Raw genomic sequence first — 23,917 nt, forward strand, 5'->3', positions numbered from 1 at the left:
CAGGGTGAGGGGAAAACGCCCAACCACATAAACATCAGACGAAAAAAAAAGGCGCCCCGAAGGACGCCTTTCTTTCTGAAACCAAAGCCATTGTCTTCGGTTTCCAATTTTCTACCCATGGTACAGCCTGGGCGAAAATGGTCGGGGTAAGGGGATTCGAACTCCTGACATCCTGCTCCCAAAGCAGGCGCGCTACCGGACTGCGCTATACCCCGGTAAAAAAAAGGCACCCATCGAGGCGCCTTTTCATGGCAAGACGCAAATGGCGCCTTACCTATTAAGATTCGACTTCAGCGTACCGAAGTCAAAAATGGTGGGTCGTGTAGGATTCGAACCTACGACCAATTGGTTAAAAGCCAACTGCTCTACCAACTGAGCTAACGACCCAAAAATGGTCGGGGTAAGGGGATTCGAACTCCTGACATCCTGCTCCCAAAGCAGGCGCGCTACCGGACTGCGCTATACCCCGGCTTGAAATTTGGCTCCGTGACCAGGACTCGAACCTGGGACCCAATGATTAACAGTCATTTGCTCTACCGACTGAGCTATCACGGAACTATCAATTTCATTTACTGCAACATCTACTGCCATTTCAACGACTGTATCGCTACCGCGTTGACTCTTCGACGTTTCCGCATCTCTGCGTTAGTGCCTCTGAGGCGCGCTATTCTACAATCTTCAAAACCCTTGTCAACCCCTAATTTTCTTTCAACACACTGATTTACAACTTTTTTTCAGTGCCCCGAACGAATCGGAAATTAGCTTGGTGACGTGCAGCGGGGCGCATTCTAAGAGCACTCGCGGAAAAATGCAAAGAAAAAAATCCACGAAATCGGGGGGTTACGGAAAAGGTGCGTAAATCGGGGTTTTGCGCTGTCCGTAAGCGCTTCGCGGGCAAGCCCTGCTCCTACCGATTGTGGGAGCAGGGCTTGCCCGCGACAGGGTCACCGCAAAATCAACTGAACTCGATGCCCTCGCCCACCACCTTGGCAGTAATGCCGGTGCCAGGCAGGAACCGACCCGAAAGGATCAACTGCGCCAGCGGGTTTTCGATCCAGCGCTGGATGGCACGCTTCAAGGGCCTTGCGCCATAAACCGGGTCGTAACCCACCGCAATCAGCTTGTCCAACGCCTCGGGGCTCAGCTCAAGGCTCAGTTCCCGTTCAGCCAGACGGCTGCGCAGGCGGCCGAGTTGAATCTGGGTGATACCGGCGATCTGTTCGCGGCCCAGCGGCTCGAACACCACCACTTCGTCGATCCGGTTGACGAACTCCGGACGGAAGTGCGAGCTCACCGCATCCATGACGGCTGCACGTTGCGCCTCGCGATCACCGACCAGGTCCTGGATCTGGGCAGAACCCAGGTTGGAGGTCATCACGATCACCGTATTGCGAAAATCCACCGTACGGCCATGGCTGTCGGTCAGGCGCCCGTCTTCCAGCACTTGCAGCAAGATGTTGAACACATCCGGGTGAGCCTTCTCGACCTCGTCCAGCAGCACCACCGAATAAGGTTTACGCCGCACGGCTTCGGTCAGGTAACCGCCCTCTTCATAGCCGACATACCCTGGAGGCGCACCGATCAGACGAGCCACGGAGTGTTTCTCCATGAACTCGGACATATCAATGCGCACCATCGCCTCTTCGGTATCGAACAGGAATTCCGCCAACGCCTTGCACAGCTCGGTTTTACCGACGCCGGTCGGGCCCAGAAACAGGAACGAGCCGCTTGGCCGGTTCGGGTCGGACAACCCGGCCCGCGAACGCCTCACGGCGTTGGAGACGGCCACCACCGCTTCCTCCTGGCCAATCACCCGCTGATGCAGCAGGTTTTCCATCTTCAACAGTTTTTCCCGCTCACCTTCGAGCATCTTCGAGACGGGAATGCCGGTCCACTTGGAGACGACTTCAGCAATTTCCTCTTCAGTGACCTTGCTGCGCAACAGCTGGTTATCGCTCTTGCCATGCTGGTCGACCATTTGCAGGCTGCGCTCCAGGTCCGGAATCACGCCATATTGCAGCTCGGCCATGCGGCTCAGGTCGCCACGACGGCGAGCGGCTTCCAGCTCCTGGCGCGACTGCTCGATTTTCTGCTGGATCTGGGCCGAACCCTGGACTTCGGCCTTTTCCGAGTTCCAGATTTCTTCCAGGTCCGAATATTCGCGCTCCAGCCGAGCGATTTCCTCGGTCAGTTTTTCCAGGCGCTTGATTGCCGCTTCATCGTCTTCTTTCTTGAGCGCCTGGGATTCAACCTTCAGTTGAATCAGGCGCCGCTCAAGACGGTCGAGCACCTCCGGCTTGGAGTCGATCTCCATGCGAATGCGGCTGGCTGCTTCGTCGATCAGGTCGATGGCCTTGTCCGGCAGCTGGCGGTCGGTGATGTAGCGATGGCTGAGCTTGGCTGCGGCAATGATTGCGCCGTCGGTGATCGCGACCTTGTGGTGCACCTCATAACGCTCCTTGAGGCCGCGCAGGATAGCGATGGTGTCTTCTTCACTCGGCTCATCCACCAGCACTTTCTGGAAGCGGCGCTCCAGCGCCGCGTCTTTCTCGATGTACAGGCGGTACTCATTCAAGGTGGTGGCGCCGACACAGTGCAGCTCGCCACGGGCCAGGGCCGGCTTGAGCATATTGCCCGCATCCATGGAACCTTCGGCTTTACCGGCACCGACCATGGTATGCAGCTCATCGATAAACAGAATGATCTGGCCTTCCTGCTTGGTCAGCTCATTGAGCAGGGCTTTTAGCCGCTCTTCAAACTCACCACGGAACTTGGCACCGGCGATCAGCGCGCCCATGTCCAGCGACAGCAGACGCTTGCCTTTAAGACCGTCGGGCACTTCGCCGTTAATGATGCGCTGGGCCAGGCCTTCGGCGATGGCGGTTTTACCCACGCCAGGCTCACCGATCAGCACCGGGTTGTTTTTGGTTCGCCGCTGCAGAACCTGAATGGTGCGACGAATCTCATCGTCTCGGCCGATGACCGGGTCCAGCTTGCCGTCTTCGGCGCGCTTGGTGAGGTCAATGGTGTATTTGTCCAGCGCCTGACGCGCCTCCTCGGCATTCGGATCATTGACCGCGGCACCGCCGCGCAGGTTGCCAATGGCGTTTTCCAGGGCCTTCTTGCTGACGCCCTGGCCCAGCAACATCTTGCCAAGTTTGCTGTTCTCATCGGCGGCGGCAAGCAGCACCAGCTCGCTTGAGATGAACTGGTCACCTTTTTGCTGGGCCAGCCGGTCAGCCTGATTGAGCAGGCGCGCCAGATCCTGGGACATGTTGACGTCGCCGGTCGGGTTCTGGATTTTTGGCAGATGGTCGAGCTCTTTGCTCAATGCCTTGCGCAGGCTGTTGATATCGAAGCCCACTTGCATCAGCAGGGGCTTGATCGACCCGCCCTGCTGTTCAAGCAGTGCCTGCATCAAGTGCACAGGTTCAATGGCGGGATGGTCCATGCCGACGGCCAGGGATTGTGCATCGGACAAGGCTAATTGCAGTTTGCTGGTAAGACGGTCTATTCGCATGTGTCACCTTCCTTATGGGCAGGCCGGCGCGGTCAACAGCGCCTACTGACGAAAACCTGCCAGAGATACCACTGTAGATGCGGACGATTGTGGAAGATTCAAGCGTAGCGGGACTGACGCAGGTCAACCGTCAAGAACGGTCCAGCCAGACCAGAGAGGCGAAGCGGCCCGTGCAGGCGGCGCGTCGATAGGAGAAAAAGCGCGGATCGGTCACGGTGCAATAGCCGCCACCATAAACCGCTGTCACCCCTATGGCGGCCAGACGCAGCCGGGCAAGCTCATAGATGTCGGCCATGAAACGCCCGGCATTGACACTGGGCACAAAGGCATGCTCGGTTTGCGGATGCGGACCGATGAACGCCTCGCGCACTTCCGGCCCCACTTCAAAGGCCATCGGGCCAATGGCTGGCCCCAGCCAGACCATGACTTGGTCCGGCGCCACACCCAGGCGCTCCACCGTGGCTTCCAGCACGCCCGCGGCCAACCCGCGCCAGCCGGCGTGGGCAGCGCCAACCCGGCTGCCGGTCTTGTCGCAGAACAGCGCCGGCAGGCAGTCGGCGGTCATGACGGTGCAGGCAATGCCCGGGGTCGCCGTCCAACTGGCGTCGGCCTCGGCGATTACACCGGGGTCGGCATCGGCCACCACGACGCCGTGGACTTGCTTGAGCCAGGCAGGCGATATAGCGAAGGTATCGGTCAGGCGCCGCCGGTTGTGGGCCACCGCTGCTGGCTCGTCGCCGACATGGTCGCCCAGGTTGAAGCTGTCGAACGGTGCCAGGCTGACGCCGCCGGCACGGGTGCTCACGCAGGCCTTGACGCCCACTGGCGCAGGCCAGTCCGGAATCAGCAGGTCAGGCGTGAGCGGGTTCATCCGACGAAGGCCTCGCGGTCTTGCTTGAGCAGCGACAGCAGCCAGACGAAATCATCCGGCAGCGGCGATTCCCAGCTCATGCGCTGACCGGTCGTCGGATGGTTCAACTCCAGGAAGCGAGCATGCAAGGCCTGGCGCGGGAACGTCTTGAGCGCTTCGACCATGGTCAGGCTGGCGGCCGGCGGAATACGGAAACGACCACCGTACGTCGGGTCGCCGACCAGCGGGAAGCCCACGTGGGACATGTGCACACGGATCTGGTGAGTCCGGCCGGTTTCCAGCTTGACCCGCACATGAGTGTGCGAGCGGAAGCGCTCCAGCACGCGGTAGTGGCTGACGGCAGGCTTGCCGCCTTCCATCACGGCCATGCGCTGGCGCTGGGAGCCATGACGGCCGATCGGGGCGTTGATCTTGCCCCCGGCTGTCACCACCCCGATCACGATGCATTCATAGATGCGGCTGACCGACCGGGCTTGCAACTGCGCCACCAGATTGGTCTGGGCCTGAATGGTCTTGGCCACCACCATCAGCCCTGTGGTGTCCTTGTCCAGGCGGTGCACGATGCCGGCACGCGGGACGTTGATGATGTCCGGCACGTGGTGCAGCAAGGCATTGAGCAGCGTGCCGTCGGCGTGCCCGGCAGCCGGGTGGACGACCAGGCCGGCGGGCTTGTTGATGACCATCAGCTGGTCGTCTTCATAGACGATATCCAGCTCGATGTCCTGGGCCACCCACTCGCCTTGCGCTTCCTGCTCGGCATTGAGCGCAAGCACGGAACCGCCATGGACGGTGTCACGCGGACGCAGGACGGCGCCATCCACAGTCAGCAGCCCCTCCTTGATCCAGGCGGAAAGGCGCGAGCGTGAATGCTCAGCGAACAATTGGGCGGCGACTTGATCGAGGCGTTGCCCGCCCAGTTCGGACGGCACCTCAGCGCTAAGTTGTATGATCTCGGACATGCTCGGACTAGGCGGCGGCACAGCCTTTGGTTTCAGCTGCACGCTTGTGGTTAAATACGGCGTCTTTTGCCCCGAGGGTTCCACGGGGCGCTCATCATAACAGGACGGCCACGCCCAAGACAGCTGCCGTCATAGGGACGCAAGCCGCCATGCAAGTGAAACACCTGCTGCTGATCGCCATCCTCGGACTCACCGCTGCCTGTTCCTCGAAGGAAGTCGTCGACGAAAACCTGAGCGAGTCCGAGCTGTACCAGCAGGCGCAGGCCGACCTGGACAACAACAGCTACACCAGCGCCACGAGCAAGCTCAAGGCTCTGGAGTCGCGCTATCCGTTCGGGCGCTACGCCGACCAGGCCCAGCTCGAGCTGATCTACGCGAACTACAAGAACGCCGAGCCCGAAGCCGCCAAGTCGGCCGCCGAACGGTTTATCCGTTTGCACCCCCAGCACCCGAACGTCGACTACGCCTACTACCTCAAGGGCCTGACCTCGTTCGACCAGGACCGCGGCCTGCTGGCGCGCTTTCTGCCACTGGACATGACCAAGCGTGACCCGGGCGCTGCCCGCGACTCCTACAACGAGTTCGCCCAGCTGACCAGTCGCTTCCCCAACAGCCGCTACGCGCCAGACGCCAAGCAGCGCATGATTTACCTGCGTAACCTGCTGGCGTCCTACGAAATCCACGTGGCCGACTACTACCTGACCCGTCAGGCCTACGTTGCTGCCGCCAACCGTGGTCGCTACGTGGTGGAAAACTTCCAGGAAACCCCATCGGTCGGCGACGGCCTGGCGGTAATGACCGAGGCTTACCAACGCCTGCATCTGGATGACCTGGCCGCAACCAGCCTGGACACCCTGAAGCTCAACTATCCGAACCACCCGAGCCTGGTCGATGGCCAGTTCGTGCCACAGCAGGACGAAGCGGACAACCGCTCGTGGATATCCAAGGCCACCCTGGGCCTGATCGAGACCGACGTGCCGCTGCCGCCGGGCGAAACCCGCGCCAACCAGGACGTGATCAAGCAGTACGAAGATGCCAAGGAAGCGATCCCAAGCGAGCTGTTGCCTAAAGAAGGCGATGCGAGCGACGCGGTCGAAGAGGAAAACCACGAAGCCGAAGGCAACAACACTGATCGGTCGTGGTTCAGCCGCATGACGTTCGGGATCTTCGACTGATTCAAAATCGGTACAAACCTTATCGCGGGCAAGCCCCAATGCCGGTCAGTTAAGGAATGGAGCGCCGAAAACCTGTGGGAGCGGATTTACCGGATCGCCGGACCGCCGCGAATCCAGACACCGCGGTTTTTCTGGCATTGCGCGGTGCCTTCATTCGCGGATAAATCCGCTCCCACATGGATCTCGCCTTAACTGACTGGCATTGGGGCTTGCCCGCGATGCTTTATAGCCCCTACACAACCGCCCGTCATCTTGGCTAAACTGCTCTATCTCTCCTGACGACGCTGGACACCATGGTTCGCCTACTGTTTTGGATCGCTGTGATCGCCGCTGCCATCTGGCTCTGGCGCAAGTTCAAGTCGGCACCGGTTGCCAAGCCGGACAAATCGCTCGATAGCCCATTGAAAATGGTCCGCTGCGCCCATTGCGGGCTGCATGTACCGGATACCCAGGCCATCCGCACCGGTAGTCTGTGGTATTGCAGCCAGAAGCACCTGGAACAGGGCCCTCGTGAGCGCTGAGCCGCTCACACCCCCTCCGTTGGTGGCCCAACGTGTGTTGCGCCTGTATCACCTCTATCGATTGACCGTCGGCATTACCCTGGCGCTGCTGATCTCCAGCAATCTGGACGACACATTGCTGGAGCCGACCGACGGTGAGCTGTTCTACGCCGGCGGCGGTATTCCCAGCGGCATCGGCAACCTGATGATCGCCTCGGTCGCCATCGGCAATCTGCTGCTGAGCCGACGCATCGGCCTGTTGATGGCCGCACTCGCCGCGATTGGGCAAGCGCGACATCATTGGCCAGCCGCTGGTCGACGCCGCCGAACAGTTGCTCGACCGCCTGCACCGCTGGCGTGCCAACCCGACCTTGCGGCCGATGGCCGTGAAACTGACGGCAACCGGGCCACAGGTGCAGCCCAGTTTTATTGCCCTCGGCCAAGGCTCGGCACCGCAGACCATGCGCAAGTGGCGGCCGAACGCTTTCGCCAGGACCTCTACTACGGTGTTCCCGTCACCACGTTGTCACCCCAGGCCTTGGCGGCGCTCAAGGCTTATCACTTTCCTGGCAACGTACGCGAACTGGAAAACATCCTGGAACGTGCGTGTACTCTCTGCGATAACGCGCAAATCGAGGCCAGTGACCTGCGGCTTTCCGAAAGCAGCCTGCTGCCCGTCGGCGAACCGGACCTGACCCGGATCGACGATCTGGAAGCCTATCTGGAAAGCATCGAGCGCAAGCTGATCCTCCAGGCCCTGGAAGAGACACGCTGGAACCGCACAGCCGCGGCCCAGCGCTTGAGCCTGTCGTTTCGCTCGATGCGCTACCGGCTGAAAAAACTAGGCCTGGACTGAAGCCAGGCGCCCTGCCGGTGCATAAGGGGTGGGGTCGATGATCGGCGCGCGCTCCAGCAGCAAGTCGGCAAACAGCTGGCAGGAGGCTGGGGCCAGCACCAGCCCGTTGCGGTAATGACCGCAGTTCAGCCACAGGCCGTCATGCCCAGGCACCTGGCCAATGTAGGGGATGCCTTCCGGTGAACCCGGGCGCAAGCCGGCCCAATGGCCGACTGGCGTCGCGTCTGCCAATGCCGGCAACAGCTCGATGGCCGAGGCCTTGAGGCTTTCAAGCGCAACATCGGTGGGGGTTTTGTCGTAGCCGGCGTGCTCCAGGGTACTGCCGATCAGGATATGCCCATCGCGACGCGGGATCGCATAGCGCCCCTTGGCCAGCACCATGCTCGGCAAGAAGTCCTCCGCGCATTTGTAGAGAATCATCTGGCCCTTGACCGGCTCGACTGGCAAGTCCAGCGCCAGCGTGCGCAGCAAATCGCCACTCCAGGCGCCAGCGGTCAATACCACCTGATCTGCCAGCAGGTCGCCCCCGGCGGTCCGCACACCCCGGATTCGGGTGCCATCCTGAATAAAGCCCTGCACTTCGCAGTGCTCACTCAAGGTAACGTTGGGCAAGGCTTGAAGCGCGGCCTTGAGCGACTTGACCAGGCGCGGGTTGCGCACGTTGGCCACATCCGCCATGTAAATCGCCCGCTCGAAGCCCGGGCCCAGCACCGGCACGGCATCGTATACAGCCGACATGTCGACCGGGCGCAGCGGGCGTTGCTCCCGTACGGCCCAGTCAAGCGCCTGCTGCTCGTCATCCAGGTCCAGCCAGTACAGGCCGGTGACATGCACTTGCGGGTCAAGCCCGGTGCTGGCGAACAAGCGTGCGCCGAGTTCCGGATAGAAATCCTGCGACCAATGCGCCAATGCCGTCACGGCCGGGCTGTAGCGCCAGGGATAGAGCGGCGACACGATCCCGCCGCCTGCCCAGGAAGACTCCTGGCCCACCGCGTTGCGGTCCAGCACCGTCACGTGCTCGACATGTGCCGCCAGGTTGAACGCAGTCAGCAGGCCAATAACCCCGCCGCCGACAATCACTACTTGCTTAGCCATCTGTTGATCCAACTGCTGGCGCGGTCAGCGCCCCCAACAGGTTTTGCTGGTGACGCCTCTGGCGCTATTGGGGTTAGTGCGTGCACCGGTCTGGGTGAGCACGAAATCGCCGCACTTGTCACCGGCCATCAGGGTGCCAGTCTTGCGGGTTGCCGTCAGGGTGAAATCCTGGGCATTGCGCGTGGCGACCAACGTGTAATAGTCGGTGCCGGCCGAAACCGCCGTGATAATCGTCGAAGTGTCCGAATATTGCCCGGTACGGGAATAATGCCGTTCAAGGTTTTGCGCGGTTTCGGACAACAGTCCGGCCACTTCCGTACGCCGGGCTTTCTTGATGTATTCGGTGTAACTGGGATAAGCGATGGACGCCAGAATGCCGATAACCGCCACGACGATCAACAGTTCGATCAAGGTGAAGCCTTTATTCGTTCTTCGCATGGGTTTCCTGCCTACATTATCTGTCGCCACATGATCCGCCGAGAGGCTGCGGCTTCGCTGGCGCCCTTCTCTCGCACCCGCACCACCGTGCCGTTGGACAGGGTGATGGTCTTGTAGTCAACGTAAGGGCTCGTGGTAGTGGTGGAACTCGAACTGGCGGAGTGGCTGAGAATGCCCGCCAGGTTCGGCACACCTTCACCGAAGTTGATCCCACTGGCCCGGGTGTCGCCGGTGTTGATGAACCCATCGCCGTTGGTATCGAGCACCGCGTAACTGAGCATCTTGCCCTTTTCCGGGTCGAGCTCGACCAGCTTCCCGGTGCCCGAGCTTTCGCAAGGGTCAGAGGTATCCACTGCTGCCGTGGTAAAGACGATACGCCCACGGGTGGTCTGCGCCGGGTAGATTACCCGCTCACCCTTGAGCAGGCTGTTGTAAACGAGCGGCAGGTACCAGCCTTTCTTGCTGGCCCAGCCCACGTCGTTTTCGCTGGTGGTGATGAACTCGCCGCTGGAGCCGGTGAACACGCCGGTGATCGACTGCGCCTGCAACTGGCTCTCGGTGTAGTTGCCAGCGCCGTTGTCGGCGTCCCAGATCGCATAGAACGCCTGGCGAGCGGTCGACAGTTTGTCGACCGCCTCGTTGAATTTGCCGGTACCGAAGTACACCAGCTTGCCATTGGTGGGATGGTCGAGCAGCAGCGGCTGGGCACTGATCGGCTGATTGACGCCGCCAGAGGCCGTGAACAACGGCTTGCCGGAGAACGCCAGGCCCCAACTGGTGGTCGATGTCGAGCTCAAGTCGAACTTCCACATCCGCCCCTTGAGATCACCGCCGTAGGCCGCCTGCACCACGTTCTGGGCATTGACCTTGAGTTTGACCGAGGACAGCCCGTTGTCCTTCTCGGTGGCGTCGATGACGATTTTCTTGATCAGCGAGCCATCGCGGATGTCGACCACATACAGCGCCGCCACACCGGTGTTGCTGCCATAGCCGTTGCCGATAAAGGCGGCCCAGGTACCGTCGGCCAGTCGGGCCACGGCCGGGCGCGAGTAGGCATAACCCAGATCGTTGAAGGCGTTGGCGGCGCTGGCTACATCCGGCGCGCGAATTTCCCACAGCGCCTGGGCAGTGTTCCCCGCCGTAGCGTCATATAACTGCACCGCATAATAGGCCTTGCCGGCCCCGCCCACCCCGCCCAGCGCCACGGTTTTCCAGGCCGTGTTGGTGCTGCCGAACTGGGCGTCGAACACGGCCACCTGGCCGTCGACGGTGAATTTGTGCGACTGGCCGTCTTTGTAATCAACGTCGGAAATCAGGTACAGCGAAGGCAATACCGTGGAGGGCATGTAGGCGTAGCGGCGGGCACCGTTACTGGCGTTGAGTACTTGCATGAAGCCGTCGTTGGCATTGACCACCAGGCTGCTGGTCATGCCGTTCTGCTTGGTGGTCAGGTAGCTACTGTAGCTGGTGTCACCCACCAGGTCGCTGGCGGTCTTGTCGCTGGGCAGGGCCGCCACCAGCGGCGAGTTGATGACATCCCCCAGCAGCACGCTGCGCACCTTCAGGCCGGCCTTGTGGGTGCCCTTGGTCCACTCCACCAGATCAGTGGCGCTGATGCCGGTCGGCAGGTTCTGGCCAAGCACGGTTTTCTGCGCGTCGGAAAAGTTGGCGAACGCCAGGGTGATGGGTTTGTTGGTGTCGGTGCGCCAGGACTGGAAGGTGGTCGAGGTGCTGCCCGGAACCATGGTGGTGTCGGTGGTCCAGACAGGCGTGCTGGAAGTGGCATTGACGCTGCCGGTGCTGTCGATGGTCAGCGCCTTGATCGTCCCGCGCCAGTCCTTGGGGTCGTACAGGGTCAGGTAGAAGCGCGTATCGGACTGCAGCGTCGCCGAGCTGGTCGCCCCGCCACCGCCGGAGCCCGCCTTGGCGTTGATGTCGCCGATGGCCGAGGCCAGTGCCGCGCTCAACGCCGCACTGTCATTGGCCTGGTAATACTGGCCATTGCCGTAGTGGGCGGCATCGGACAGCATGTCGTTGGACACCGCAAAACCGACGGTGTAGGTGTTCAGGTTCTGCTTCTCGAAGCCGACCCCGTTCCAACTCTTGCCGGCCGCATCGTTGCCGGTCTTGCGCATATCGATATCGAAGCCGAACTTGGCGATGTCGTCCAGGTACAGGGTATCGCCCTCACTGTCACCGCTCGGGTCGGCACCGTCGTTGCTGACTCCATCCCAGTTCGGCAGCTTGCCGGCCCCGTCCGGGTCATTGCTGGGAAAAGTGCGGTCATAGGTCAGCAAACCGTCGGTAATCACCACCCCGTAGTTTTTCTGGCACCGGTACTGGATCGGGCTGGTGTAGGTGGAAGGTGTCGAGTTGTAGTACGGAGCCAGCCCTCGGAAATAACGGCTGACGTCGTAGTAGGTTTCGGCCAGCGGCGTGTTGGCCTCGGCGTCCAGCCCGTTGATGGCGGTGATAAGGGCGTTGTAGTTGGCGTCCGCCTGCGCCTGAGTGACGCTGTTGGGCACCACGGACAGGTCGGTGATCGGCTTCTGGATGTTGCCCCCCGGGCCCCGGTCGCCGGTCCTGGGCGGGTTGACACTGGCAAGACCCATGCGCAAGCTGCGGTTGTTGTTGATCAGGGTTTTGGACACCTCACGGGCGACGTTGATCCGGTAGTCGTTGGGGATGGAGCCTGTGGTGTAATCCCGGTTGACGCCGCCCGACAGCGTTACCAGATAGGACAGATAATCAGCGGTATAGCGGGTAGCACCGCTTCCGACAGGGTCGGGCAATTTCAGGCAGACGCGGGACAACAGCCCCCGATAGAACCCTACCCAACCACTCGAGCAACCACCACGGTTCAGGCTCGACAGCGAAATGTTGCCACCCTCCAGCGAGTCGCCAGACAAACAGCTTGTGCTGGAACTGCAGTTGGACACCGACACGCGACTGACATCCGGATCAAATCCGGTAGCCCAAACGATGTTGTACATACTCCCGGAGTTATCCACCAACAACATCACATTGGGCGCTACCGCCGCCGCACTCAGCAGCGGCGATTCGGAAGGTGTGAAGGCATAGACCGGTGCGCTCAGGTAGAGCCCCAGCCCGATACCGGCGAGCAGTCCCTTAATACTTCGCATACACACTCTCCAGCACCGAGCGCGAATTGCCTTGCAGCCCCACCGCCGTGACCCGGTACAAGGTCGCCGCCGAGCCTGTGGGTACATGCACCGCCGTAGCGGTCGTTCCAATGTTCTGAATCATGTAGAAGCCACTATTGGCGGCGACCCAGGCCACCCCCGAGCTTTGCCCGGTGCCGCTGTAGACACCGGCTGCGGTGACCTTCACCGACTCCGGCGGCGGCAGGCAATAGCTGCACAGCGCGAGCGTGAAGGTACCGGCCTGAACCGCGGTCTCTCCTGCCCGCAGGGCCGCTTCGGCGATCTGGAAGGATTCATTGCGCTGCTTGACGCTGCCGGCCATTTTTTCCTGCAGGGTGGCGCTCTGCATCGACGAAAGACCGATCAAGGTGAGCAACAACAAAAAGATCAGGCTGACTACCAGGGCCATGCCCTGTTGGTGCTTCTGCCCGCGCCAGTGACTGCTGTTCATGGGCAAGCCTCTACTTGAGCCGGTTGCGAAGGGATGCAACGACGTTATAGGTCTGGTCCGCCACACGAGCATTCGGATCTCTGAGGGTCAGGCTCAACCGTACGCTGCGAATGGTCGCCGCGTTGCTCGGCGTGGTGGAGTAGCTGGACACCGCATTGTCGGTGGCGGTACTGGCAATGCCGAACGAGATCGCCATCGACGCAACGTTGTCCACCAGCACCTGCTTATTGGTATCAGCGCCGAGTTTCAGCTGGTTGTTTTCCACGGTGTAGACCACCTTGCGCAGCGGCAGGGCAATTTGCCCTGCCCCGGGTGTCTGTGCCTCCCGGTAGGCACGAGCAAAGGTCACGCAGTCAGTGACCACCGTATAGCTCGGCGTGCTGCCGCTGCTGCCAACGTCGGCGGTAATGAACGTCAGCGTCTGGGTGCTGCCATCGGATGCGCGGGCGAAGGTGATCGGGTTGCTGAATTCGGTCGCGATCGATGCATCGGCGTAGGTCATGGAACTGGTGGTCAGGCAGCCAAACATCCCGACCATGCGCAGTTCCTGAATCATCTTGCTAAAGGCAAACCGAGCATCTTCCTGCAAGCGTGCCGAGGCGTTCTGGGCCAGGTAAGTGTTCTTGGCGGCAATGAAAATCTGGGTGATGCCGAGCACCACGATCAGCCCCAGCAGCATCGCCACCATCACTTCCACCAGGCCGAAACCGCGTGAGCGTCGTTTCATGGCGTCACCGCCACCGGGTCGACCGCTACCCGGCTGGCCAGCGTGAAGGTCTGGGTGCCTCCGCCCGCGCGGCTGTCATCCCAGGTGATGGTGATGGTCACCAACCGGTTGACCACCGTGATCCGCCCGGTTGCCGTTGTGCCGGCAAAATGGTTGATGTTGGTCTTGAAGTCATAGAAGTCCTGCTGGCGCGCATCGCTGCCGGTGGCGCTTGAAGGCGCGGCGGAAAGACCGGTGAGGCTGTAGTCGACATCAGGGTTGGCACGGATACGGTCCATCATGTCGTAGGCAATGAACGTGGCCTGACTGCTCATCAATGAGCTGTCGGTGTATTTCAGGGCATTGAGCTGAATGGCGGCCGCACCCAGCAGGCCGATCGCGAGGATGAACATCGCCACCAGCACTTCGATCAGTGTCCCCCCCCGCTGCCTTGCTCCCTGCATCAGCAACTGCCTCCCTGCACGATGCGGCCATTCAAGCAGATAGTCAGGGTTCGGGTCACGGTGCCCAAGGTATACGTAAGTGTCAAAGCGCTCGACGGCGCGGCCAAACCGCCGAAATTATTGAAGTCGATCGCTGTGATGCTACCCGCGTTGAGCGTCGCCCCGCTGGTCATGGCCGGCACCACGCGCAAGGTGGTGGCGGTGTCGGCCACGGTGACGGCTTTCAGTTCAGTGTTCCAGGCCGCCCCGGAGGTCGCGGGGGCGATGCGCAGGCTGGTACCACGATCGATGGCCTCAAGCCGCGCGTAATGGAGCGCACGGGTAAGTTCACTCAGTTCCGCATCGGCGCGGTTGCGCTGGATCAGGCCGCTATAGGCGGGGATGACCATGGTTGCCAGGATCGTGATGAAGATCACGACCAGCAACAATTCAACCAGGGAAAAGCCCCGGCAATCCTTGCGCATCACACATCTCTCGCTGGAAAACTGAACTATAAACAGCGGCGCAGCTGGTTTTTCGGGCACCTTCCAGGGAGGAAAGTTCATGAGACAGAATGGCATTACTTTGATCGAATTGCTCAGCGCCTTGGCCTTGATTGCTATCTTGGTCCATCTAAGTGCGCCAGCGTTCCGTAAGCTGGTCGAATCTGCGCAACGTCAGGAGATGGCAAAGCAGCTGGCCAGTGGCTTGCGCATGGCGCGCAGCGAGGCGATGGTACGCCATGAGCGGGTGATCGTGCAGGCGATCGGGGAGGACTGGAGCAACGGCTGGAGAATCATCGTCGATGCCAGCGGAAAGGGGCATGAGGATGTGGATAACCCGGTTCTGCTGGAGTATGGAACCCGCAGCCGTGTGCCGGTGATCGGCAATCATCACCTGAAGGTCAACGTTCAATTCAGCAGTTTGGGTGAACCGTTGGGGAGTAAGGGATACCAGCTTGGCACCCTGCATATCTGCGCCAAACGCGAGCCGGTCAGCCACTACCAAGTGGTACTGGCCAAGACCGGCCGCATCAGCCTGCGCTCGAACACGGACGAGCAGCCCCTGTGCGAGCGCCGAGGGTCAAAGCAGGGAGCGAACGCGTAGTTCCTTGGGCATGGAGAACGTGATGTTCTCCTCGCGGCCGGCCAATTCATCGGCACCGGTCGCACCCCAGGCTTGCAACTGCTGGATCACGCCACGCACCAGCACCTCAGGCGCCGAAGCCCCTGCGGTGATGCCGATGCGCTCGACACCGTCGAACCAGCTGCGCTGCATGTCTTCGGCACCGTCGATCAGGTAGGCCGGGGTGGCCATGCGTTCGGCCAGCTCACGCAGGCGGTTGGAGTTGGAGCTGTTGGGGCTGCCGACCACCAGAACCACATCGCACTCGTTGGCCAGTTGCTTGACCGCGTCCTGGCGGTTCTGGGTGGCGTAGCAGATGTCGTCCTTGCGCGGCCCACCGATGCTTGGGAAGCGCGAACGCAGTGCGTCGATCACGCGGCTGGTGTCGTCCATCGACAAGGTGGTCTGGGTCACGAAGGCCAGGGCTTCCGGGTTTTTGACCTGCAGGTTGGCAACATCTTCCTCATCTTCGACCAGGTAGATGGCGCCGCCATTGCTGGCGTCGTACTGGCCCATGGTGCCTTCGACTTCCGGGTGCCCGGCATGGCCGATCAGGATGCATTCGCGGCCATCGCGGCTATAGCGGGCGACCTCGATATGCACCTTGGTCACCAATGGGCAGGTCGCATCGAACACCTTCAAGCCACGCCCGGCCGCTTCCTGGCGAACGGCCTGGGACACACCGTGGGCACTGAAAATGACGATGACATCGTCCGGCACCTGTTCCAGTTCCTCGACGAAGATCGCCCCGCGCGCGCGCAGGTCTTCGACCACGAACTTGTTGTGAACCACTTCGTGGCGCACATAGATCGGCGGGCCGAAGACTTCCAGCGCGCGGTTGACGATTTCGATCGCCCGGTCCACGCCTGCACAGAAGCCACGAGGGTTGGCGAGTTTGATTTGCATGCGGGACTCCTGGCTCAAAGCGCCTTTACGTCGATGATGTCGACTTCAAACGTCAAGGTCTTGCCGGCCAGCGGATGGTTGAAGTCGATGGTCACTTGCGCGTCATCGAACGCCTTGACCACACCCGGAAGCTCGGTGTTGGCTGCATCGTTGAAAATCACCAGCAAGCCTTCGGACAAGTCCATGCCGTCGAACTGCGAACGCGGCATGATCTGCACGTTCTGCGGGTTTGGCTGGCCGAAGGCGTTTTCTGGCGGCACGGTGACGCTGCGTTTATCGCCAGCCTTGAAGCCGAAGATCGCTGCTTCAAAACCTGGCAACAGGTTGCCATCGCCCACTTTGAACACCGCCGGCGCCTTCTCGAAGGTGCTGTCGACGGTGTCGCCGTTTTCCAGATGCAAGGCGAAGTGCAGGGTCACTTCGGTGTTCTGGCCGATACGCGGCTCAGTCATGGACGGGTTCTCCGGACTTCTTACTCTTGAACATATCCAGTGCCAGCATCACGGCGCCAACGCTGATTGCGCTGTCGGCCAGGTTGAACGCCGGGAAATACCAGCGGTTCTGCCAGTGCACCAGAATGAAATCGATCACGTGGCCAAGCACGATACGGTCGTACAGGTTGCCCAGCGCGCCGCCCAGCACCAGGGCCAGGGCGACGGCCAGCCAGGTCTCGTTGCGCCCCAGGCGCTTGAGCCAGACGACCAGCACCGCACTGACCACCAAGGCGATCAGGGCGAACAGCCAGCGCTGCCAGCCGGAGCTGTCAGCCAGGAAGCTGAACGCCGCACCGGTGTTGTAGGCCAGCGTCCAGCTGAAGTAGTCGGGGATGACCACAATCTGCTGGTACAGGCTTAGCGTGCCTTCAAAGTAGAACTTGCTGGCCTGGTCGAGGACCAGGACCAGCAAGCTCAGCCAGAGCCAGCTCAGGCGCCCGAAGCGCCCGGCAGCAGGGTTAGGCATAGTGACGCACCTCGCCATCACCGCTGATGTTGTCTACGCAGCGACCGCAGATTTCCGGATGTTCCGGGTTGACCCCGACGTCTTCGCGGCAGTGCCAGCAACGGGCGCACTTGGCGTGACCGGACTTGACCACCTTGAGCTTCAGGCCAGCCACTTCGGTCACCACGGCTTCGGCCGGGGCCTGGGCGAAGGGTGCGACGCTGGCGGTCGAGGTGATCAGCACGAAGCGCAGTTCGTTGCTCAGCTTGCTCAGGTCGGCGCTCAGGGACTCGTCGGCGAACAGGGTCACTTCAGCTTGCAGGTTGCCACCGATGGCCTTGGCCGCGCGCTGGTTTTCCATTTCCTTGTTGACCGCGGTCTTGACCGCCATGATCCGCTCCCAGTAGGCGCGGTCCAGCTCGAAGCCTTCCGGCAACTCGCTCAGGCCCTGGTACCAGGTGTTGAGCATGACCGACTCGTTACGCTCGCCCGGCAGGTACTGCCACAGCTCGTCGGCGGTGAAGGCCAGGATCGGCGCGATCCAGCGCACCAGCGCTTCAGAGATGTGGTACAGCGCGGTCTGGCAGGAACGCCGCGCGGTGCTGTTGGCACCGGTGGTGTACTGACGGTCCTTGATGATGTCCAGGTAGAAACCGCCCAGCTCCTGCACGCAGAAGTTGTGGATTTTGGAGTAGACGTTCCAGAAGCGGTATTCGCCATAGTGCTCTTCAAGCTCACGCTGCAGCAGCAGGGTGCGATCGACGGCCCAGCGGTCCAGCGCCAGCATGTCTTCGGCCGGCAGCAGGTCGGTGGCCGGATTGAAACCGGTCAGGTTCGAGAGCAGGAAGCGTGCAGTGTTGCGGATACGCCGGTAGGCATCGGCGCTGCGCTGCAGGATCTGCTCGGAAACGGCCATCTCGCCAGAGTAGTCGGTGGCCGAAACCCACAGGCGCATGATGTCGGCGCCCAGGGTGTCGTTGACCTTTTGCGGCGCGATCACGTTGCCCAGCGACTTGGACATCTTGCGACCGTTCTCGTCCACGGTGAAACCGTGGGTCAGCAGCTCGCGGTATGGTGCGTGGTCATCGATGGCACAGCCGGTCAGCAACGAGGAATGGAACCAGCCGCGGTGCTGGTCGGAACCTTCCAGGTACAGGTCGGCACGCGGGCCGCTGGCGTGGCCCATCGAGTGCGAATCGCGCAGGACGTGCCAGTGAGTGGTGCCCGAATCGAACCAGACGTCGAGGGTGTCGGCGATCTTGTCGTACTGGGCAGCCTCGTCACCCAGCAGGGTGGTGGCGTCCAGGTTGAACCAGGCGTCGATGCCTTGCTGCTCGACCAGCTTGGCGACTTCTTCCATCAGCTCAACGGTGCGCGGGTGCAGCTCGCCGGTCTGCTTGTGCAGGAAAAACGGGATCGGCACACCCCAGTTGCGTTGACGGGAGATGCACCAGTCAGGACGGTTGGCAATCATCGAATGCAGGCGCGCCTGACCCCAGGTCGGCACGAACCTGGTGTCTTCGATGGCTTTGACCGCGCGCTTGCGCAGGGTTTCGCCGCTGTTCGGCTGCTTGTCCATGCCCACGAACCACTGCGCGGTGGCGCGGTAGATCAGCGGGGTCTTGTGGCGCCAGCAATGCATGTAGCTGTGGCTGATGGTTTCGGTGTGCAGCAGCGAACCGACTTCGGCCAGCTTGTCGACGATGTTCGGGTTGGCCTTCCAGATGAACTGGCCACCGAAGAACTCCAGCGCCTCGACGTACACGCCGTTGCTCTGCACCGGGGTCAGGATGTCGTCGTTGACCATGCCGTAGCGCTTGCAGGTCACGAAGTCGTCTTCGCCGTAGGCCGGGGCCGAGTGAACCACACCGGTACCGGCGCCCAGTTCGACGTAGTCGGCCAGGTACACCGGCGACAGGCGGTCGTAGAACGGATGACGGAAGTTGACCAATTCCAGTGCCGAGCCCGGTGCGGTGGCCAGCACCGAACCTTCAAGCTTGTATCGGCTCAGGCACGACTCGACCAGTTCTTCAGCCAGTACCAGCAGGCGGTCACCGACGTCGACCAGGGCGTAGTTGAACTCTGGGTGAACGTTCAGGGCCTGGTTGGCCGGGATGGTCCACGGGGTGGTGGTCCAGATCACGATCGCGGCCGGCTTGGCCAGCGAGCCCAGACCGAAAGCGGCAGCCAGCTTGGCTTCATCGGCAATCGGGAAGGCCACGTCGATGGTGGAGGATTTCTTGTCGGCGTATTCGACTTCTGCTTCGGCCAGGGCCGAACCGCAATCGAAGCACCAGTTCACAGGCTTGAGGCCCTTGAACACGAAGCCGTTCTTGACCATTTCCGCCAGGGCGCGAATTTCGCCGGCTTCGTTGGAGAAGTTCATGGTCTTGTACGGGTTGGACCAGTCACCCAGCACGCCCAGACGGATGAATTCGGACTTCTGCCCTTCGATCTGCTCCGCCGCGTAGGCACGGCACAGCTCGCGGGTTTTTTCGGCGGTCAGGTGCTTGCCGTGGGTCACTTCGACCTTGTGTTCGATCGGCAGGCCATGGCAGTCCCAGCCCGGCACGTACGGCGCGTCAAAACCGGCGAGGGTCTTGGAGCGGATGATCATGTCCTTGAGAATCTTGTTGACCGCATGACCGATGTGAATGCTGCCGTTGGCGTACGGAGGGCCGTCGTGCAGGACGAACTTTGGACGATCCTTGCCAATTTCGCGAAGCTTCTGGTACAGGCCAATGCTGTCCCAGCGCTGCAAGGTTTGCGGCTCGCGCTGGGGCAGGCCGGCCTTCATCGGGAAGGCGGTGTCCGGAAGGTTTAGCGTGGCTTTGTAGTCGGTCATTTCAGGCTCTTTGTTAGCGGTTGGCTGTGCCAGTGGGCACGAGCGGCGGCGACATCCGCATCGATCGCCGACTTCAGCGCCTCCAGGGAGGCGAAACGCTGCTCATCACGCAGCTTTTGGTGGAAGGCCACCGTCAAACGCCGGCTATAAAGATCGCCGGCAAAGTCCAGGAGGTGTATTTCCAGGTGGGCACTGCCGTCTCCGGAAACGGTCGGGCGCACGCCGATGTTGGCGACCCCCGGCCACGGTGTGCCGTCGATCTCGGCGCTGACCAGGTAAACCCCGGCCAAGGGCACGCGACGGCGCTTGAGCTGGATGTTGGCGGTCGGCCAACCCAGCTGCCGTGCCAGCTTCTGGCCATGCAGCACCCGCCCGGCAATCCGGTACGGACGCCCCAGCAGTTGCTCGGCCAGGGCAAAATCGGCATTGGCCAGCGCCTTGCGCACCTGGGTGCTGCTGACGCGCACATCGGCCAGCTCGACGGTCTGCGCCGCCTCCACGGTAAAACCCTGCACGCAGCCTGCCTGCAGGAGAAAATCGAAATCGCCCAGCCGGTCGCAGCCGAAGCGGAAGTCGTCACCGACCTCCAGATGGCGAACTCCCAGGCCGTCGACCAGGATGGTATCGACGAACTCGGAGGCGCTGAGCTTGCTCAGGCGCTGGTTGAAGGCCAGGCACAGGACCCGGTCCACGCCCTCCTCGGCCAGCAGCGCGATCTTGTCGCGCAGCCGGGCCAGACGCGCCGGAGCGGTCTGGGGGGCAAAGTATTCACGCGGCTGCGGCTCGAAAATCACCACGCAGCTGGGCACGCCCAACTCCGCCGCTCGCTCGCGCAGTCGCGCCAGGATAGCCTGGTGACCACGGTGAACACCGTCAAAGTTGCCAATAGTGGCGACACAGCCCCGATGCTGGGGCCGCAGGTTGTGAAGGCCTCGAACCAGCTGCATAACGCGCTTCTTGCTCATAAAGTGGTCGATTATAACCACACACGACGGTTGACGACAGGCGACACCATCACCCAAAGCGGCCGAAAGCACAAAACCGACGTTCGGCCCGACCGCCTCCCCTTAATGCAACGCCTTGCGGGCGAAATCTTTCAAGCGAAAACCGAGTACCAGCAGCGTGCCGAAATACGCCAGCACCCCGGCAAGGACCAGGCCGCCAAGGCGCAGGAAGCGCTCAAGCATCTGCCCCTGCTCCCACGCTGGCATCAACTGCATCAAACCGAACAGCACAGCGGCCATGACCACCACCGCCACCACCAGCTTGAGCAGAAACCTTGTCCACCCCGGCTGCGGCTGGAACAGCTGCTGCTGGCGCAACTTCCAGTACAGCAGCCCGGCATTGAGCATGGCGCCGACGCTGATCGCCAGTGCCAGGCCTGCATGTTGCAGGTGGCCGATAAACGCCAGGTTGAGTAGCTGGGTGCTGATCAGGGTGAAAATGGCGATCTTCACCGGCGTGCGAATGTTCTGCTGCGCGTAGAAGCCGGGCGCCAGGACCTTGATCAGAATAATTCCCATCAACCCGACCGCATAGGCGATCAAGGCACGCTGGGTCATGGCCGCGTCAAAGGCACTGAACTTGCCGTACTGGAACAGCGACACCGTCAGCGGCTCGGCCAGCAGCGCCAGGGCTACCGAGCAGGGCAGCACCAGCACAAAGCACAGGCGCAGGCCCCAGTCGAGAATCCGCGAATATTCATGGCGATCGCGGTTGGCGTAAGTCTTGGCCAGCGTTGGCAGCAGGATGGTGCCCAGCGCCACGCCCAGCACGCCGGACGGCAGCTCCATCAGGCGATCAGCGTAGTACATCCAGGACACAGAGCCTGCGACCAGGAACGAAGCGAAAATGGTGTTGATGATCAGCGAAATCTGGCTGACCGACACACCCAGGATGGCTGGCAGCATTTGCTTGAGCACTCGCCAGACCCCAGCGTCACGCAGGTTCAGGCGCGGCAGCACAAGCATGCCGATCTTTTTCAGGTGGGGCAGCTGATACAGCAGTTGCATCAGACCGCCGGCCAGCACCGCCCAGCCCAGCGCCATGATCGGCGGGTTGAAATACGGGGTCAGGAACAGCGCAAAAAAGATCATCGCCACGTTCAGCAGCGTCGGCACGAAGGCCGGCACCGAGAAGCGGTTCCAGGTATTGAGAACCGCTCCCGCCAGCGAAGACAGCGAGATCAGCAATATATAGGGGAAGGTCACCCGCAGCAGATCGGTGGTGAGCTCGAACTTTTCCGGGCTGGCGACAAAGCCCGGCGCTGTCACCCAGATCACCCAGGGCGCCGCCAGAATCCCCAGCGCCGTCACCAATGCCAGCGCCAGCGTCAGCAAACCGGAAATATAAGCAATGAAGGTGCGGGTCGCCTCCTCACCCTGCTGGCTCTTGTACTCGGCCAGAATCGGCACGAACGCTTGGGAAAACGCGCCTTCGGCGAAGATCCGCCGCAACAGGTTGGGCAGCTTGAAGGCAATAAAGAATGCGTCCGTCGCGGTGCCTGCGCCAAAGATGCGCGCAAGGATGGTATCGCGCACAAAACCCAATACACGCGAAACCATCGTGATAGAGCTGACCGCGGCCAGAGATTTGAGAAGATTCATCGAAAGATTTTCGCGCCTGAAGATAAAGAGCGGGCCTGAAGGCATCCGGTTGTGCGATACTCCGCGCCGCAACGCAGACAGAGCCAAAAAATCGCGAGTTTACAGGTCGTGCGCCAGAAGGGAATCACCCTCTCTGAAGAATGACCACTCAGCGGAACGTCTCAAGCGCCCTTGACAAGACTTCAACTCATCGGCATGATTCGCGGCCTATTTTGTTTGCTATTCCCAAGTCTTTCGAGGAGCTCGACGGTGGCCAACTCACCTTCCGCCAAAAAACGTGCAAAACAGGCTGAGAAGCGTCGCAGCCACAACGCCAGCCTGCGTTCCATGGTTCGCACCTACATCAAGAACGTAGTCAAAGCCATCGACGCAAAAGACGCCGAAAAAGCGCAAGCTGCTTACACTCTGGCTGTTCCAGTTATCGACCGTATGGCCGATAAAGGCATCATCCACAAGAACAAAGCTGCTCGCCATAAAAGCCGTCTGAATGGCCACGTTAAGGCACTGAAAGAAGCTGCCTAAGCGACACGCTTTGTGAAAAACCGACCTCAGGGTCGGTTTTTTATTGCCTGAAATTTGAACCAGACGGGCATGACACAGGCAAAAACCGCTAGTTCAAGCCGATCAGTTCGAAGAAGGGGCACGTATCTTCCCACGATGGGGAGCGCTGGCGGCGCATATCAGAAGCCATGCATAAAATTGCAGGCCTACTGTAGGAGCGGACCCGGCCGCGATGGGGCGCGAAGCGGCCCCGGCATTCTCGGCGACGGACCGGAGAACGTGGGGCTGCTGCGCAGCCCATCGCGGCCGGGTCCGCTCCTACAACGTATCGCGTCGCCCTTGGAATTTGAAGGTTACTGCGCCCAGGGCAGGATGGGGATGGCGGTCACGGCGTTTTGCGGGCTGCCTTCGATCAGGCGATCGCTGTAGACCAGGTACACCAGCGTGTTGCGCTTTTTATCGAGAAAGCGCACCACCTGCATGGTCTTGAACACCAGCGAGGTGCGCTCCTTGAAGACCTCTTCGCCATCCTTCAACTCTTGCGAGATACGGATCGGCCCGACCTGCCGACAGGCGATGGACGCCTCGGCACGATCTTCAGCCAACCCCAGGCCACCCTTCACGCCGCCAGTCTTGGCGCGCGACAGGTAGCAGGTCACACCCTCGACCTTCGGATCATCAAACGCTTCGACTACGATCCGGTCGTTCGGCCCGACGAATTTGAACACCGTCGAGACCTGGCCGATTTCCTCGGCCGAAGCCAGCAGCGGCAATGCCACCAGCAGGCCCAGCACACCCTTGAGCATTCGCACTGTGC

Annotated in this window: 21 protein-coding genes, 4 tRNA genes and 1 pseudogene; 5 read left to right on the top strand and 21 right to left on the bottom strand. The window is 61.3% G+C overall.

The features are described from left to right. Positions 1-138 precede the first annotated feature (138 nt). The 7 genes from GUY40_RS16035 to rluD form a co-directional block, all read right to left on the bottom strand. Positions 139-215, bottom strand: a tRNA-Pro gene (locus GUY40_RS16035). Positions 216-311: 96 nt separating this feature from the next. Beyond that, positions 312-387: transfer RNA gene (locus GUY40_RS16040), tRNA-Lys, on the bottom strand. 5 nt (positions 388-392) lie between these two features. Further along, a tRNA-Pro gene (locus GUY40_RS16045) sits at positions 393-469 on the bottom strand. A gap of 10 nt (positions 470-479) precedes the next feature. Continuing rightward, positions 480-555 (bottom strand) — tRNA-Asn (locus GUY40_RS16050). Between the two features lie 400 nt (positions 556-955). Next, positions 956-3,520 (bottom strand): ATP-dependent chaperone ClpB, encoded by a 2,565-nt coding sequence (gene clpB, locus GUY40_RS16055; protein ID WP_166569893.1) that lies wholly within the window; start codon positions 3,518-3,520, stop codon positions 956-958. A 130-nt stretch (positions 3,521-3,650) separates the two neighbouring features. Continuing rightward, positions 3,651-4,391, bottom strand: coding sequence for a peptidoglycan editing factor PgeF (gene pgeF, locus GUY40_RS16060; protein WP_166569894.1), 741 nt, complete (start codon positions 4,389-4,391; stop codon positions 3,651-3,653). After that, positions 4,388-5,350, bottom strand: a complete 963-nt coding sequence (rluD, locus tag GUY40_RS16065; protein ID WP_166569895.1) for a 23S rRNA pseudouridine(1911/1915/1917) synthase RluD — start codon at positions 5,348-5,350, stop codon at positions 4,388-4,390. Before rluD ends, pgeF begins: the two co-directional genes overlap by 4 nt. 149 nt (positions 5,351-5,499) lie before the next feature. Here rluD and GUY40_RS16070 point away from each other — a divergent pair, with 149 nt between their 5' ends. The 3 genes and pseudogenes from GUY40_RS16070 to GUY40_RS16085 all read left to right on the top strand — a co-directional run. Continuing rightward, complete coding sequence (locus GUY40_RS16070) at positions 5,500-6,525, top strand: outer membrane protein assembly factor BamD (RefSeq protein ID WP_166569896.1); 1,026 nt, start codon at positions 5,500-5,502, stop codon at positions 6,523-6,525. A gap of 293 nt (positions 6,526-6,818) precedes the next feature. Next, positions 6,819-7,046, top strand: a complete 228-nt coding sequence (locus tag GUY40_RS16075) for a PP0621 family protein (protein ID WP_166569897.1) — start codon at positions 6,819-6,821, stop codon at positions 7,044-7,046. Between the two features lie 502 nt (positions 7,047-7,548). Further along, positions 7,549-7,881 (top strand): annotated as a pseudogene (locus GUY40_RS16085) (helix-turn-helix domain-containing protein); the annotation flags it as partial. Here GUY40_RS16085 and thiO read toward each other — a convergent pair. The 7 genes from thiO to GUY40_RS16120 are packed head-to-tail and all read right to left on the bottom strand — an operon-like array spanning position 7,867 to position 14,663. Continuing rightward, a complete protein-coding gene (gene thiO, locus GUY40_RS16090) occupies positions 7,867-8,976 on the bottom strand; it encodes a glycine oxidase ThiO (protein ID WP_166569898.1) in 1,110 nt (369 codons plus the stop codon). The pseudogene GUY40_RS16085 and the gene thiO sit on opposite strands and share 15 nt — an antisense overlap. 24 nt (positions 8,977-9,000) lie before the next feature. Next, complete coding sequence (locus tag GUY40_RS16095) at positions 9,001-9,414, bottom strand: type IV pilin protein (RefSeq protein WP_166569899.1); 414 nt, start codon at positions 9,412-9,414, stop codon at positions 9,001-9,003. 11 nt (positions 9,415-9,425) lie between these two features. Next, positions 9,426-12,557, bottom strand: coding sequence for a pilus assembly protein (locus tag GUY40_RS16100; protein ID WP_166569900.1), 3,132 nt, complete (start codon positions 12,555-12,557; stop codon positions 9,426-9,428). Then, the gene (locus GUY40_RS16105) at positions 12,544-13,029 is read right to left on the bottom strand and encodes a PilX N-terminal domain-containing pilus assembly protein (protein WP_166569901.1); all 486 of its coding nucleotides are present in this window, start codon (positions 13,027-13,029) and stop codon (positions 12,544-12,546) included. Before GUY40_RS16105 ends, GUY40_RS16100 begins: the two co-directional genes overlap by 14 nt. A 10-nt stretch (positions 13,030-13,039) precedes the next feature. After that, a complete protein-coding gene (locus GUY40_RS16110) occupies positions 13,040-13,756 on the bottom strand; it encodes a PilW family protein (RefSeq protein ID WP_166569902.1) in 717 nt (238 codons plus the stop codon). After that, entirely contained in the window at positions 13,753-14,199 is a 447-nt protein-coding gene (gene pilV / locus GUY40_RS16115; protein ID WP_178117845.1) for a type IV pilus modification protein PilV, read from the bottom strand. Before pilV ends, GUY40_RS16110 begins: the two co-directional genes overlap by 4 nt. Beyond that, a complete protein-coding gene (locus GUY40_RS16120; protein WP_166569951.1) occupies positions 14,199-14,663 on the bottom strand; it encodes a GspH/FimT family pseudopilin in 465 nt (154 codons plus the stop codon). Before GUY40_RS16120 ends, pilV begins: the two co-directional genes overlap by 1 nt. Before the next feature lie 79 nt (positions 14,664-14,742). Here GUY40_RS16120 and GUY40_RS16125 point away from each other — a divergent pair, with 79 nt between their 5' ends. Then, positions 14,743-15,285, top strand: a complete 543-nt coding sequence (locus GUY40_RS16125; RefSeq protein WP_166569903.1) for a GspH/FimT family pseudopilin — start codon at positions 14,743-14,745, stop codon at positions 15,283-15,285. Here the strand turns inward: GUY40_RS16125 and ispH are convergent. The 6 genes from ispH to murJ all read right to left on the bottom strand — a co-directional run bounded on the left by ispH (position 15,262) and on the right by murJ (position 22,599). Beyond that, the gene (ispH, locus tag GUY40_RS16130) at positions 15,262-16,209 is read right to left on the bottom strand and encodes a 4-hydroxy-3-methylbut-2-enyl diphosphate reductase (RefSeq protein ID WP_166569904.1); all 948 of its coding nucleotides are present in this window, start codon (positions 16,207-16,209) and stop codon (positions 15,262-15,264) included. The genes GUY40_RS16125 and ispH overlap by 24 nt on opposite strands. A gap of 14 nt (positions 16,210-16,223) precedes the next feature. After that, positions 16,224-16,661, bottom strand: a complete 438-nt coding sequence (locus tag GUY40_RS16135; RefSeq protein ID WP_166569905.1) for a peptidylprolyl isomerase — start codon at positions 16,659-16,661, stop codon at positions 16,224-16,226. After that, positions 16,654-17,169, bottom strand: coding sequence for a signal peptidase II (lspA, locus tag GUY40_RS16140; RefSeq protein WP_166569906.1), 516 nt, complete (start codon positions 17,167-17,169; stop codon positions 16,654-16,656). Before lspA ends, GUY40_RS16135 begins: the two co-directional genes overlap by 8 nt. Continuing rightward, complete coding sequence (ileS, locus tag GUY40_RS16145) at positions 17,162-19,993, bottom strand: isoleucine--tRNA ligase (protein ID WP_166569907.1); 2,832 nt, start codon at positions 19,991-19,993, stop codon at positions 17,162-17,164. The genes lspA and ileS overlap by 8 nt, the downstream gene beginning before the upstream one ends. Next, entirely contained in the window at positions 19,990-20,940 is a 951-nt protein-coding gene (gene ribF, locus GUY40_RS16150; RefSeq protein WP_166569952.1) for a bifunctional riboflavin kinase/FAD synthetase, read from the bottom strand. The genes ileS and ribF overlap by 4 nt, the downstream gene beginning before the upstream one ends. A 120-nt stretch (positions 20,941-21,060) precedes the next feature. Next, complete coding sequence (gene murJ / locus GUY40_RS16155) at positions 21,061-22,599, bottom strand: murein biosynthesis integral membrane protein MurJ (RefSeq protein ID WP_166569908.1); 1,539 nt, start codon at positions 22,597-22,599, stop codon at positions 21,061-21,063. A gap of 249 nt (positions 22,600-22,848) precedes the next feature. Here murJ and rpsT point away from each other — a divergent pair, with 249 nt between their 5' ends. Continuing rightward, the gene (rpsT, locus tag GUY40_RS16160) at positions 22,849-23,121 is read left to right on the top strand and encodes a 30S ribosomal protein S20 (RefSeq protein WP_166569909.1); all 273 of its coding nucleotides are present in this window, start codon (positions 22,849-22,851) and stop codon (positions 23,119-23,121) included. 332 nt (positions 23,122-23,453) lie between these two features. Here the strand turns inward: rpsT and GUY40_RS16165 are convergent, their stop codons facing one another. Beyond that, positions 23,454-23,912 (bottom strand): CreA family protein, encoded by a 459-nt coding sequence (locus tag GUY40_RS16165; protein WP_166569910.1) that lies wholly within the window; start codon positions 23,910-23,912, stop codon positions 23,454-23,456. Between the last annotated feature and the right edge of the window lie 5 nt (positions 23,913-23,917).

The organism is Pseudomonas sp. R5(2019), from assembly GCF_009905435.1.
GTDB lineage: Bacteria > Pseudomonadota > Gammaproteobacteria > Pseudomonadales > Pseudomonadaceae > Aquipseudomonas.